Annotated in this window: 14 protein-coding genes; 1 reads left to right on the top strand and 13 read right to left on the bottom strand. The window is 42.3% G+C overall.

Features of this window, described 5'->3' with window-relative positions; translation table 11 throughout:
- The first annotated feature begins 9 nt into the window (after positions 1–9).
- Positions 10–1544, top strand: a protein-coding gene (locus tag ACLIIY_RS15020) for an IS3 family transposase (RefSeq protein ID WP_373036963.1) whose coding sequence is annotated in 2 segments (ribosomal slippage) — positions 10–463 and positions 463–1544 — 1536 coding nt in all. Because the reading frame shifts where the segments join, the coding sequence is not laid out codon by codon here.
- Between the two features lie 11 nt (positions 1545–1555).
- On the opposite strand, the gene ACLIIY_RS15015 is transcribed toward ACLIIY_RS15020, so the two are convergent.
- The 13 genes from ACLIIY_RS15015 to ACLIIY_RS14955 form a co-directional block, all read right to left on the bottom strand.
- Positions 1556–1735, bottom strand: coding sequence for a hypothetical protein (locus tag ACLIIY_RS15015; RefSeq protein ID WP_434527848.1), 180 nt, complete (start codon positions 1733–1735; stop codon positions 1556–1558).
- Position 1736: 1 nt separating this feature from the next.
- Complete coding sequence (locus tag ACLIIY_RS15010; protein WP_434527847.1) at positions 1737–2924, bottom strand: restriction endonuclease subunit S; 1188 nt, start codon at positions 2922–2924, stop codon at positions 1737–1739.
- Entirely contained in the window at positions 2921–4462 is a 1542-nt protein-coding gene (locus tag ACLIIY_RS15005) for a type I restriction-modification system subunit M (RefSeq protein ID WP_434527846.1), read from the bottom strand. Before ACLIIY_RS15005 ends, ACLIIY_RS15010 begins: the two co-directional genes overlap by 4 nt.
- 121 nt (positions 4463–4583) lie before the next feature.
- The gene (locus ACLIIY_RS15000; RefSeq protein WP_434527845.1) at positions 4584–5129 is read right to left on the bottom strand and encodes a hypothetical protein; all 546 of its coding nucleotides are present in this window, start codon (positions 5127–5129) and stop codon (positions 4584–4586) included.
- 117 nt (positions 5130–5246) lie between these two features.
- Entirely contained in the window at positions 5247–8117 is a 2871-nt protein-coding gene (locus ACLIIY_RS14995; protein WP_434527844.1) for a UvrD-helicase domain-containing protein, read from the bottom strand.
- Between the two features lie 152 nt (positions 8118–8269).
- Positions 8270–8509, bottom strand: a complete 240-nt coding sequence (locus ACLIIY_RS14990; protein WP_434527843.1) for a helix-turn-helix domain-containing protein — start codon at positions 8507–8509, stop codon at positions 8270–8272.
- A gap of 310 nt (positions 8510–8819) precedes the next feature.
- Positions 8820–9251: a regulatory protein RecX gene (locus ACLIIY_RS14985; RefSeq protein ID WP_434527842.1), complete on the bottom strand. Its 432-nt coding sequence runs from the start codon at positions 9249–9251 to the stop codon at positions 8820–8822.
- 92 nt (positions 9252–9343) lie between these two features.
- Positions 9344–9991, bottom strand: a complete 648-nt coding sequence (locus tag ACLIIY_RS14980; RefSeq protein WP_434527841.1) for a hypothetical protein — start codon at positions 9989–9991, stop codon at positions 9344–9346.
- 73 nt (positions 9992–10064) lie between these two features.
- A complete protein-coding gene (locus tag ACLIIY_RS14975; RefSeq protein ID WP_434527840.1) occupies positions 10065–10523 on the bottom strand; it encodes a ribonuclease HI in 459 nt (152 codons plus the stop codon).
- Between the two features lie 113 nt (positions 10524–10636).
- Positions 10637–11224, bottom strand: coding sequence for a YagK/YfjJ domain-containing protein (locus tag ACLIIY_RS14970; protein WP_434527839.1), 588 nt, complete (start codon positions 11222–11224; stop codon positions 10637–10639).
- 987 nt (positions 11225–12211) lie between these two features.
- Positions 12212–12544 (bottom strand): DUF3024 domain-containing protein, encoded by a 333-nt coding sequence (locus ACLIIY_RS14965; RefSeq protein ID WP_267419026.1) that lies wholly within the window; start codon positions 12542–12544, stop codon positions 12212–12214.
- Between the two features lie 126 nt (positions 12545–12670).
- Positions 12671–13087, bottom strand: coding sequence for a hypothetical protein (locus tag ACLIIY_RS14960; RefSeq protein ID WP_267419027.1), 417 nt, complete (start codon positions 13085–13087; stop codon positions 12671–12673).
- A 213-nt stretch (positions 13088–13300) separates the two neighbouring features.
- Positions 13301–13723, bottom strand: a complete 423-nt coding sequence (locus ACLIIY_RS14955; protein ID WP_434527838.1) for a helix-turn-helix transcriptional regulator — start codon at positions 13721–13723, stop codon at positions 13301–13303.
- Positions 13724–13986: the final 263 nt, after the last annotated feature.

Genomic DNA, 13986 nt, shown 5'->3' with positions numbered 1-13986 from the left:
AGAATTCATTTGTCTCGTTATTCTCCAGAAAGAAAAGAAGCCATACTCAAGAAATTGTTGCCGCCATATCCTCGCTCCATTTCGGAAGTGGCAAAAGAAGAAGGCATCCCTGAAGCGACACTGTACAATTGGCGTAAAGCATTGAGAGAAAAAGGGGCCGCAGTGCCTAGTAAGAAAACATCGCCAGAACAATGGTCAGCACAAACGAAGCTCGCTGTCGTTGCTGAAACTTACACGATGACCGAGCATGAACTCAGTACGTACTGCCGTTCAAAGGGGCTCTACCCAGAGCAGATTCACACTTGGCGTGAAGAGTGTTTACACGGTTTTAGGTCATCGAAGGAAAAAGACGCTGAAGCGAAACAGCAGTCTCGAGCGGACAAACTGGAGATCAAAGCTCTGAAAAAAGAGCTTCGATACAAAGAGAAAGCCTTAGCCGAAACCAGTGCGCTATTAGTTCTGCGAAAAAAGCTGAGAGCCTTTTACGGGGAAGAGGACGAGGCCGATTAACGCCAACCAGTGAAAGGCAAGAACTGATAAGTCTTATACATGAAGCGGTCGACAACGGCAGTCGTCTGCCGAATGCATGCTTGGAAACGGAAATCGACCTAAGAACTTATCGAAGGTGGTATCGAGGCGGAGAAATCCAACAAGATCTGCGCCCACTGGTCGTTCGCCCAGAGCCGGCTAACAAGTTAACGGAGAAAGAAAGGTCAGCCATATTGGACGTATGCAACGCGCCTGAATACGCCGCCCTTCCTCCAACACAAATCGTCCCTACGTTACTTGATAAGGGAGTTTATTTAGGCTCAGAGTCTACGTTTTATCGAACCTTAAGACTGGCAGGTCAGGTTGAGCACCGAGGGCGTCAACGTGCTCGCAAGAAAGTGGCCAAGCCGAGCAGCTATACAGCGACGGCACCGAAACAGGTGCTGACGTGGGATATCACTTACTTGCCAGCAGCGGTTAGAGGCCAGCACTACTATCTGTACCTTATTGAAGACATCTACAGTCGAAAAATCGTGGGCTATGAAGTCTATGAGCAAGAGAGTGGTGAGAAAGCGTCTCAGCTCTTGCAGCGAACGCTCATGCGAGAGCAATGCTTTAATCAGGCGCTTGTGCTTCATTCGGATAACGGGAGTGCGATGAAGTCTTCAACAATGAAAGCCAAGATGGAAGAACTTGGTGTGACACCGTCTTACAGTCGCCCACGAGTAAGCGATGATAACCCCTATGTAGAATCGTTGTTCAGGACGTTAAAATACGTCCCGAACTGGCCGTCGAAAGGCTTTGCAAGCTTAGAAGAGAGCAGAGCTTGGGTAGACAGGTTCGTAGAGTGGTACAACAATGAGCATAAACATCGAGGCCTGAACTACGTGACGCCATCAGAAAGACATGCGGGTAAAGATAGTGAGATCTTACAAAAAAGAGCAGCAGTCCTAGAGGTACGCCGAGAGCAAAATCCTGAACGTTGGTCAGGAGAAATCAGGAACTGCAAACCAGTTGGTAACGTTCATCTAAATCCAGAAAAAGAGGTTGCTTAATTAACAAGCAACTAGTGACAACTATCTTGAAAAACGCCGCCATCGACTTCAGTGTTGATATCTGTTGCTAGTAGGTTTTTAAATTCTCTGGAAAGGCGAGTTTTGCCTGTACCATTGAAGGCATAGAGCAACTGTATTTTCTTGGTCGAAGCTTTGAGGTCTTGTGCTATCTCAGTTAATGATTTGCTCATACTACACTGCCTCTGTTATGTCTGGTTTTGGAAAGCTAAATAGCAAGTCACGGTAATACTCATGCTGTTTTCGGCGAAGTTCAATCTCTTTAGGAAGACCTCCTTTAATTGAAGTTGTCAATGTATCGAACTTATCTAAAATTGAAACTATTCTCTCCTGCTCAAATAGTGGGATAACAGGTATAGGGAATTTTATAAACATTGGTCTACGAAGAGATGTGACCGAAGAACTCACAGAAACTTTTTGGATATAGTCATAAAAGAATGCAGAGATATAATGGTATAAAAATCGTGGATGTAATGTTTCATCGGGTACTATACGATAAGCTCTTTGATGTAAAGCATACTTTCCTTGAGCATAGTGATACACTTTACCCACTCCAGCCCCATCTCCAGCGGTAATTATTGCTGTTTCATCAAAGTTAAAGGTATCTAGCTTTAATGGGACTTTACCTCTAGCATAAAATATATACTCACCGCCATCGATAGCATCTCTAGTATCGTGCTTACCAGTACCAATCACTGCGACATCACCTAACGTCTTCCACTCTACGTTCTCGTCACCAAAACTCAGCAATTTATCACGATAGTAGTTGTATTGTTTCTTACGAGCAGTAAGCTCGTTGGTAAGCGAGGTAAATGTATCTAAAATTCGTACAATCTCTGCTTGAATTTTCAGCGATTTTTCTGGATTGTCAGGACATGGAATTGGAAATTGAAATTTTTTAAAACCATCCATATCAACTGATGCAAAGCTAGATTTAGTTGTGTTTTTTTTACACCAATCTGCCAAAATATAGCAATAGTAAAAAATGAACTTATTATTCAATACGCCTTGATAATCAGGTTTTAAGCTTAAATTCGTAAACCTCTGATTCGCCAAGAAAGGGACATTAACTAAAGCGTGTTCTCCAATAGTGGCAGATGTTGCAATAATTATTGAGCCTGCGGGGAACAGTTTTCCCCCTTTAACTGCACTCTCTGATACTTTTTGCAGGGCCTCATTTAGAATATTTCCACGCTCTCGAATATCATCCATCCTAAACCAAGGTACAGTTCCACTCTCCCAAAACTCTTTCTTTGACTTAGACGGCGTATAACCATTTTTCAATTGAAAAATATCTGTTAATGATTTCCACTCAATGTCAACACCATCCAACAATTTTTCCATGAAACCTAAATTACTCATGCCTCAATCTCCGCAATAATCGCATCGATATTTGTGCGTAGCTGGTCGATTTTAGCTACAGTCACTGCTATCTCAGCGTTGAGTTCTGTTATGTTTACTTTCTCACGAGTATCTTTACCCGTCACATAACTGCTTACGGATAGGTTGTAATCGGCTTCAACGACCTTTTTAAAAGGCACCGACTGAGCTAAGTGCTCAATGTTCTCTTTGCTGTCAAACAACCGAATGATGTCTTTGATGTGTTCATCAGTAAGAACATTGTTGTTCGTTTGCTTTGTGAATAGACCGCTCGCATCAATAAATTGCGTATTGGTGTCTGTTTTACTTTTTGACAGAACCAAAATGTTTACCGCGATAGTGGTGCCGAAGAACAAATTTGGTGCCAGTGATATCACGGTTTCTACATAGTTGTTGTCAACAAGATATTTGCGGATTTTTTGCTCGGCCCCGCCACGGTAGAAAATACCAGGGAAGCAGACAATGGCAGCTCGCCCTTTGCTGGACAGATAATTGAGGGCGTGTAAGACAAATGCAAAATCCGCTTTTGATTTGGGAGCAAGAACCCCAGCTGGCGCAAAGCGTTCATCATTGATTAAAGTCGGATCTTCAGAGCCAATCCATTTCACTGAGTAAGGTGGATTTGAAACAATGGCATCAAATGGTTTGTCGTCACCAAAATGTGGATTGGTTAGCGTGTTACCCAACTGAATATTGAACTTGTCGTAGTTGATGTTATGCAAGAACATATTCATACGAGCCAAGTTGTAAGTGGTGTGGTTGATTTCTTGCCCCCAAAAGCCTTCTTCGATGATATGGGCATCAAAGTGTTTTTTCGCTTGAAGAAGCAGAGAGCCAGAGCCCGCCGCAGGGTCGTATATTTTGTTAACGCTGGTTTGCTTGTGCATCGCTAATTGTGCGATTAATTTAGATACGTGCTGAGGGGTAAAAAACTCACCACCAGATTTACCTGCGTTAGCCGCATAGTTAGAGATAAGGTATTCGTAGGCATCACCAAACAAATCAATTTGGCTGTCTTCAAAATCACCAAAATCTAGCTCTGCCACACCTTTAAGTACTGCTGCTAAACGAGAGTTTTTGTCTTTGACGGTATTGCCTAGACGGTTGCTGGTGGTGTCAAAGTCTGCAAATAGCCCTTTGATATCGTTTTCTGATGGGTAGTCACTAGCTGAGGACTCAATTGCTTTGAATATATCCGCCAAATCGGAATTTAAGTGTTCGTTAGTGTTTGCATCCGCCACGACGTTAGCAAAGAGCTCGCTTGGGTAGATGAAATAGCCTTTTGTTTTGATTGCGTCATCTTTGATTTCATTAGTAATCACATTGTCTGGTAATTTTGCATAATCAACGCTGTCATCTCCGCCTTCAATGTAATTCGCAAAATTTTCACTGATAAAGCGGTAAAATAGGGTGCCGAGTATGTATTGTTTAAAATCCCAGCCATCAACGGCTCCACGGACATCATTCGCAATTTGCCAGATTTGGCGTTGCAGAGCGGCACGTTGTTGGGTACTTGTCATGTTTATTCCTGTAAAATTCATTAATGGTGCAATTGATGGGTATTATAACTGCCTACCTAGCTTGAATCTAACGCTTGTTGAGGTTTGAGATGCTTGTTAGGATGTCCTCTGTAGAAAAGAACTAGAGCAACGTAAAACTCCAAGCAGTGTCTCCAATTTCTTCATGGTGAGTGCACTTTGCGTCAAGCTCAAAACCATATTGACCAGAATATTTTTCAACCATACTTTGAAGATCATTTTGGGAGGTGGTTGGATGAATACCTAGACACCACATACTTCGAAGGTCGTCTTCAGAGGACTTCATCAGCCATACCTTATCAACATCTTTGAACATATTGTGAATGCACTGAGTTGTATTGAGGTTTTGTTTTACTTCTAAAGCAATGTACTTGTCTTTGCTGGTGCGCTTGCGGCGAAATGCGAAATCAATTGCCATACATTGACGAGTCTTAGTGCGCCGTCTATCTACTGTGTATTGCCACTCTCGATACCATTCATCAATCTCCTCATGTTCATCAATAAAACAAGCAAACTCAACTTGGAACCAAATTTCCCATCCAGTAATGTTACGTTGGGTAATGAGTTGTAAGCGCTGCTGTATTTTAGGCTGCTTAAAGAAGTCTTGAACGAGATCAAGCGTAAATTGAAAATCAGTTTTTGTGGCCAAAGTTCGAACCTCGTGCTATTTCGGGTTTGTTAACCTTTTCATTATTCTGCGAGCTGGTGGACATGATTGTAATAGAGGCCAGCGACCTTGCTAGCCAAAATACGTCTTATGAAGTCTTCACACTGTTTGGACTGTACGCTTGCCGAGTACTAAGTGCGCTTCATCATCTTGGTAGAATCGTTGATGATGCTCTAGTGCGGATTTTTGATAATGCTGTAAACGTTGCAGATATTGAGAGTCATAATAATCAAAATAGACCTCAGGAAGACTCGGTGCCCACTGCATCGGGTCAAGCCTTTCTCTCAGACTTACCCATTGGTCCCCATTTTTGAATTTGAGTGCAGGGTTTAGCACATAGTGACCGCGTTTAATGCGGTAGAAGAGTTTTTTATTGTACTGACCTTCTTTTGTACACTCGTTGCTGGATAAGTAACGGCTGATGTAGGTTTGTTTTTTCTTCATTGGCGATAAGACATTGTCTGGAATTGTGTCCAGCATTTCTTTTAAATCCGCTGCCGTGAACGCGCTTGAGCGGTTGACTAAAAGGTTTGGTAGGTAGTCGTACCATAAGCTAATAAAAACATTGAGTAAAAAACCATACATGCTGTGCTCATCGAGTTTTTCTAATTTGCCGTCGACTTGGATAGAGACAGACGATGGAGCGAGGAGCGGGTGAAGCAGGCTGATTTCTTGGGGCGATGGTGTTTGTTGTTGCAAGTATGCCCCTAGATACATTTGCCAAGCGTTAAGACCATTGTTTGCCCATAGCGTATTATCTGCGCCCATTTCAGCTAGAGCGTGAATTTGTGGCAGATTAACCTTTGTGGTCACCATCATGAGGGGCGTAAAATTAAAGCGGGTTCGGTGATTGATACCATACTTGTTTATTTCGCGCTCTAACCCTTTTACATGCTTAAAGTCGTAAATGACGCCGTGCTTTTTATAGATGAGAGGCAGTGTCTTGGACGGCTGCTTCTGAGCTTGTGTTGCCGCTTTGAATCCAGCACTCGATAGCTGTTCAATTGTGGCGTGACACTGATTCATTACGCTATATTCCAGTAACAGAAGTTGCGCTTTCTTATTGCTTTCTTCCAGTGCTTGGTGGCGTAATGTACTTAAAGCCTCTCCTGTCAGTGGTGTCCATGGGACGGCTTGTTCACTTAAGATAGTGTGGCGAATATTTTGTGCTTGTTCTAATTTGCCTTGTTGCTCAAGTCTGACGGCTTCTTTTTGCCACTCCTCGACCGATGAGGCTTGTTTTTCTATCTCGATATCCCCACTGAATCGCTCTAAATCCAATAATGCTAGAAGAGGGTGGTGATGATTGCCTTCTACCACATAAAGGTTGGTGGTTGCTCGTGTGACGGCGACATAGAGAGCGTTGATGTAAAACTTATACGTCTCTAGCGACTTGTCTGACTTATCTTTTGCTCGTGAGTAAGCTAACGAGTCTACGTCTAAATCGCTTTGCTTGACGCCTTGGCTGATTTGTTTGAACGCACTACTTTCATCATTCACAAAGTTATAAAGGACAATATTCTCATACTCGAGTCCTTTGGCCTCATCAACCGAAAACACCAAAGGCGTAGCAAACAGACGTGAAGCTTGGGCTTTCTGCTCAGTATGCATGACCAAGACGGCAAATTTAGTTGACCTCGCCGTGCTTGCATTCAATGTTTCTTTGGTGATGTTGTCATCTTTGAGAAGCTGAATTTTACCCGTGTGCTCACCGACACAATCAACCAGAAAATTACTTTCTCTGTCAATACTGCCAAATCGTGCATGTTTCAGTTTCAAGATGCGGTTTGCCACGTTCGTCACAAGAGACGAATTTCGATAGTTCGCTTGAAGAATGTTTAACGCTTGCTGGCCTTCTTGGTATGAAGCTTCATTAAAGAAGAGGGATTTGAGCTTTGCCCATGAGAAGAAGTTTGGATGAACAATTTGATTGGCGTCTCCGCACAACAAAAAATCCGTTGGGCAATACAGTGATTTTAAAATCAGCATCAGTTGTGTGTTGGTCAAATCTTGTACTTCGTCAATAACGACGAAATCGTATTTAGGAGAGACTTTTTGCAAATACTGCTGGCTGATGATGTTGACATCAAACAGCTTAGATTCATGTAGAAAGCGTAAGTATTTTTCAAACAGGCTATAAACACGCTCTCGCTCTTGATGTTCAAATAAGGATTGTTTGATGCCAAGCTCAAGGTAATCAGCCTTATCTAGCCAAGGGTAATGTATCGAAGGACCAGTAAGGACGCCTTTAAATTCTTCATAGACTTTTTGAGCGATAAGTTTTTTATCCCCCACTCTTTGATACCAAGCTTGAAAGTCTTGACGAGTGACTTCTCTACCTTCTGGCATTTGGATGGTTTCTAGGTATTCAGTGAATGAAAGAAAGTCGACCTGCTCTTGTTGGTCGTTGTGGTAATTGTCACTGTAGTATTGTTCACGTGCATTTTGTACTAAGTAAGGCGAGTGACTGACGTACAGAACATGACCGACAGCCAGTTTCATTTTTTCAAGCAACAAGGCGGTCTTACCACTGCCAGCCGAGCCAACAATGACCAAAGGCGAAGGGGTGTCATAGATAGCCTGCTGATGTTCGTCAAATGACAGCGCTTTATTGAGATAATAGAACTGAGGGTGGTTGTGATTGATGTAAGTAATAGGCTCTGGCGAGATGTCTTGCTCAGAGGTTAATGTTGGTATTTTACTTTCATCAATTTGGCTGCCAGCCAGAAAACGTGACTTTTCATATTCATGGTTGGGTAGATATTCCAAGACTAAACAATAACGAGTGCCCTCGTATTGATAAAATGAGCAAATAAGCCGAGCGGCACGACCTAGCTTGGCACGATAAAGATTATTCCCAACCTTTTTGAACTCTGCTTGAGTGAAGTCTTCCTTTTCCATGGCTTGAGTGAATTTTGATAGCCCTGAAATAGTTTTGCCTGCTAAGTCATTGTAAATTACCACGTGCATTGTATTTGCCTGCTCTTACTTGTCCAAATGTCATGTTATCAGAAGGTGGAAGGTATTGTTGAGTGGATATTGAGCAAGAAAACTGCCCACTTCTTTTACAAAAGATGGGATGTCTTCCATCTTGCTTATGATGAGGCGGTAGATTGTTCTCATCATTTAAGACGTTGGGTGTAAATTTTCCGCAATGTGCCACGGTTAATGCCAAGCATTCGCGCTGCTTGCGCTTGGTTGCCGCGTGTGTGCAGCAAAAGCGTTTCTATAATGGTAAATTTTACTTCTGGCATTAACATGCTGAGGTCTGGTTTTGCCTGTTTCTTATCTGCAACCCCAGTCAGTTCGAGTTCTTGTTTCACGCACTGAACTACCTCATCACGAGTAAGTAAGGTTGTCATGTTTTGTTCCTCTTACTTTTTTCTTCTTGGTACACCGTATAGCGATGAGCGACTAAATGCCCTTGTTCGGACTTGTAGGACAAGCCTGAACTGCCAATGCCAATTCGCTTACGCCAACTTATCAAGGCTTCTAGTGAGTTAACCGCATTCACCTTTCGTTGTATTTTTTCAAAGTATCCTTCAAAGCTCATGAAATCGGCGTCGAGTATGAAAAATGAATAAGCTATGAGTCCGTATGCGCTGAAAAGTTCCCCAGAACTGTTGCTGGTAGGATAATTAAGCCATTATTCCTCAAGCGATTTCTTGTGCACTAACTCAGTGATTCAAGAATGGCGCCCATTTGATGGCCTCGATACTGCAAGTAGCGAACCATCTGTGCTTTTTCTTTTGCCTCTTTCGGTTTACTCGAACCAAATTTTTTTACTTTAGCCTTCAGGCAAAGCTCAAACCAGTCAACATCAAGGTCTTCAAGGGACTGTGCGATTAGCAAGCTATCGAGTCCTTTCTTTCTTAACTCTTGTTTTATACGAGCTTCACCATGAAGTTTCGCTAGCTGTTTTTGGATTTCTCGCTCAATAAGGCGCGTGTCATCAACGTAGTGGTGGGAGAGCAATCTTTCCATCACTGCATCCACATGATTATCATCGGATAGACGTGATAACTGATATTTCAAATCCCCTGACGAATAGTCGCGCTTTGATAATAAAGTTACCGCATATTCATAAAGCTCTTGTTCTGTCATGTTCCCCTCTTTGTGTTCAACAAAAGGCTATTATGAATGCAATTGGATCGACCGTAAATGTGGTAACCTTGTCTATTGAAACATCGGGAGCGTTATTCACATTGGTTGAGTGGGGGAGATGACGCAGTGCTATTGCCACTACCTAACAGCGAGTGCATAACCATTGGTCTGTCTGAGTTCAAGTGATTCAATATGCATTTGTAGGCCGAATTGAGTTGTTTTTGAGCAATCAAAAATGATTGTTTTTGGTCTATCACCAGTTCATCTTGTTTAGGCGCCACAATCAAAAAGGGCGCGTTGTGGTAATCATGTGCTGGCGATAACGACAACACTTGTTGCCAATGCTTCTGGATTTGGTGATTAAGTCGCTGGTGGCTCTCTGGGTGTGATTGCATCCAATCTAAGCTGACCAGTAACGCAAGCGTATAAACCTCAACCTTATCTGCCTGCTCTAGTTCCCACACCCCGTGTAATTGCCCTTCTTCATGAAACCCATCAGCAAAATCGTTAATGGATTGCTGTAATGTGTCCATTAATGCGTGCATCAAAGATTCACCATCGTCATTACAATAGGGATTGCAATGGGGCGGAATGACTAACTCGATAAGCAACACGGAGAGGCGTTTGTATCGCGATAGAGCAAGATTTAGAGTCTCTTGAATCCCCTTAGTTTTGGTTGAAAATTCAGTTTGACGAGAAGGATTTGGATTAGTGATATCGGTGTATTGAAATTGACTCATGTTCTGGCTCCTGAATCGTGGTGCCCACAGGAAAGAGGAGTTAAAGTCAAGCTCCTCTCCTTGTTGGAGCGATTTAACGCATTGCAGCAAAAACGGCTAATTCATCCGCTTTTTCATTTCCTTCAATGCCAGCGTGCGCTTTTACCTTTACAACTTGCACGTATTTCATGGCTCTCAATCTATCAACTTGTTGCCATAAGTCTCGGTTCATTACAGGTTTGTTGTTGGCTCTGCGCCACCCTCTGGCCTTCCAACTGTCTAACCATTCATTAAAGCCTTTCACGCAGTATTCGCTGTCGGAGTAAATGACATCACCATCGCTGGCGTATTCTAACCCTTCCACTAGAGCGATGAGTTCAAGCTCTGCATTGTCCGTCGCTCGGTTAATGGTGATGGCGTTTTGGTAAACAAGTTGGTCGTCAATATCATAGACTACAATGCCGACACCACCTTTCATGCAGCCTGCTTGGTTGTTGGGGGCAGCGCCGTCGATGTAGATAGCGCTTGGTGTTGTCATGTATTGAGCGTTCATAGTGAAAATATCCTGAGATAGAAGGCGTAAAGCCTGTTTTGAATGAATGGGTTGATGGTGGTCTTTGAAGTGACTACGTCTGTGAAAATTGATAGAGGGTTGTTTGCTATCGATTAAGCGTGGAGATTGCTTTTGCCCCAGCACCGTTGACCGGGTAATTTACCTTCCAGTTTTGCTAGGTAGCTAAGCATGTCGATAGTGTCTTCTTTGGCATTATCGTAATTTTTTCCAGCATAGGTGCAGATAGTTTTTACGTTGTTAAATTGAAACTTGCCCTTTACTTGCGCTTCATTTGAATCCATCGCGCTCATGTACGCTTCTTCAAGGCAGCGTCGAAAGCAAGGTCCCTGATACTCAAAGTTTCCCCATGAGTTGAAGTAATTACCATCGAGGAAAATAGCGAAGTGGTAATGTGGCATACGCGTTCCTTTGTCAATGTTCTGTTCTTTGCACCACAGGTAATCGAAGTCTGCAACGTGTCCATACAAGTGCTCTAACTTGGCTTTCAAAGAGCCTAGAAACTTTTTAGTAAACTCTGTGACTCGATATATCCTAGGGTTATCTTGGTCTATGTAAGGAAAGTGGACGTCAAAGCGAAACACCGCTACACGCTTGTGCTTGGCGATGGTGTAATCAACAATGTCGATAATGTCTTGAATGTGCTTGGGGTTGTAACGAGTACTTGAGTACGATTTAGGCATGATGAGTGTCCTTGCTATGAATGATTTTCATAACAAACACAACGATTGTATTTACTTAACAATCAGCGCCTAATGCACCGTTGTTACTCGCTTATCAAGGCAAAGCGATAATCCGCTAGAGCGCCCATAAGCCTCTCTCGTGAGTCGTTCTAACCAAGCGCCTAAGTTACCTGTCTTTATCTCTACAACCATCCTAGAACCAATAAGAAGGCGTCTGTCACACACGTTGCTGGTAATACGTATACCAATCTTTTACAGGATCAAACGGCATCAATCAGAATAAGGAGAAAGGTTTGTAAGCAGGTAAGCCATGATGACCAGATAACGGCATATAAGCCGCCCAAATGTCTGAACCAGTACGTTCCAAGTATTAACGGACGTCCAAATTATTTATAACGAATAACCATCTCGTTAGTGATGAAGAGAGAGACGAACTAACAACAGAGGGATCACTGCATTGTGCGTTCAATAGGAAGAGAACGGTGTCATTGACAGAACGAAGACATGACGGAAAAGCGACATCAAAGTTCGTGGTAAGTACCAAACATGATATTACCGACTCAAGAACTTATGTTCATTGACAACTCAATGTCACATCAAGCAGAAAGTGACACATCGTTACCAGTTGCCATGCTGTTGTGTCGAATAAGCAATAGTATGTCAGATAAACAATATTGAGATAGTTACCTTACCAACTAGATAGTTACTCTATTGAGTATGAATACCAATCTATAGGCATATGGAGTTACTCATTATTAGTAGTATGTAATGTATATTAGTAAGTGAGTATTATAGTGTTGATTAGGTATTGTAGTGTTGATGGATAGGTACTATTAATACATCCGAAGTCGCTCAGTAGATGAGGTATTTAGGTTCACGTGACAAAGCCTTACCCCACATTGCCTCTGCCGTGTTTTGCATTTGTCCATGAACGTAGAATCTACTCGGAAGTTAGCTTGATTATTTCTAATGGGAAAGGTGAGGCCGCTATCCCCAGAAGCAGCCATAAAGATCTTCTTTGATTGCATTGAAAGCCCATTCTAAATGCTCGTACTCGTCATATCTTTCCCACTTTCCGTTACCACGCATCCAATATAATCGCCAAACTTTTTGTGTGCGGATAAACGTAGCTTTAGCCACAGGGATGGAGAACGAGTGAGTTGGATCATCCCAACGCTGTCTTAACTCGCTTATTTCAATGCTCTGATTGAGCAGTTTTCCCTCAATCACTAGTTGGCTTTGGGCTGGCGGAAGGAAGTCTTCAATAAACTGATTCAGTATTTTGGTGTAACGTGCTTGCTCAAACTCAGAAAATGCCATAGATAATACCCGTGATAGATAAAAACGAGTGATACAGTAGATCACTCGTTTTGTATTAATGTCATGATTTCTTAAAGAATGCATATGGTTAATAGACTGCATTCTCATGATCGCTTGAGCTTCGTGTCATGGGAGTAGACGCAAATGACAATCAACGATATCGGTGCGCAAGAATGCGCGCTCCCATTGCTCGTATTCTGAATGTAGCTCTTTCTCAAATGGCAATAAGATCATTGAACGTCTTGGTGTGTTCAGTCCTTCAAATATCCGCTTGTTAAAGTCAAAGAGTCGTTGCACTTTGGGTGTATTGGTGTTGAGCCAATGCCATTGGCAAAGTCTTTCAATTTGCCACTGCTGCGCCTGCTGTTTTGTGAGAATGATGTCGGTAGCTTGATGTTGGCTTGTCCAAAATCGGATGGAGAGTTTTTCTGTGTGAGTTCGATATGGTTGAGTGGTCAACTGATAAAGCGTTTGAGTAAGCAACGATAATAGTGCGGGATTGAACGTTAAAGTGCTATTTGGTGGTACAACGAAAAGTGTCATGTGGAATGCCTTGCATTGAGCACGCCCGTATCACCTTATTAAATACCGCCCACGACAAAGCCCTCCGCAATCATTATGCAGAGTCAGTCTGTGAGCGTTTGAACTTAATCTAATAAGAGGTAATAAAATGAAACGAGCGAAATGGTTATACGAATTTTTTTTGGTGGTGCTGGTGGTCGTTGGTGCATTCAGCTTGGCGGGAATGCCTTTGTTTTAATCGTCCCGCAAATCTCTTTCTTGGATTTTTCCTGCTAGCCAACTCATCACGTCGTTATAATCCCAGCGATGCTCTCGGTGACTTAAAGCCTTTCCTTTTGGAAAGGTTTTTCTTTTTATCATCCGATTTAACGTATCTTTCTTAATGCCAAGAAGGTTAAGTACGTTTTGCCGGGTTAATAAGCGTGTGGAATCGATGAGTCTTGGTGAAAATGAATCCCCTTCTTTCCATGTTTGCTTTATCCAAGCGTGCACTTCTGGCAATAACCATGCGCTGGCATTCGTCGATATTTTTATTCGCTGAGGGAATCGTCCTTCCTGAATCATATTGTTGATTGAACTCTTATGGTAATTGATCATTTCGGTTAGCTCGTTCATTCGAATTAATCGAAGTGGAATGGTTTGCTTGATATTGTTCATTTTGATTACCTTGTAACTTCTGAGTCAAAGTAATCGACTATATTGTAGAAAAATATCATCTATGAAATTTGAATCGATACCTAAAATTGTAACCCCACATTTAGTAGTTACTATGGATTTAAAAACTTAATTAAATCTATAGTTTGTTATGGTATGATTTATGTTGGATGCAGTATGGGTGGATCGATAGGTTTGATATGAAATGCGACTTAAATTGTTGAAAATTGGTCGATTTATAATGTCTTATCTTAGCTTTTTTCTTG

The organism is Vibrio sp. K4, assembly GCF_051122595.1.
Classification (GTDB): Bacteria; Pseudomonadota; Gammaproteobacteria; order Enterobacterales; family Vibrionaceae; genus Vibrio; species Vibrio owensii.
This window is presented reverse-complemented; position numbering and strand designations above follow the sequence as displayed.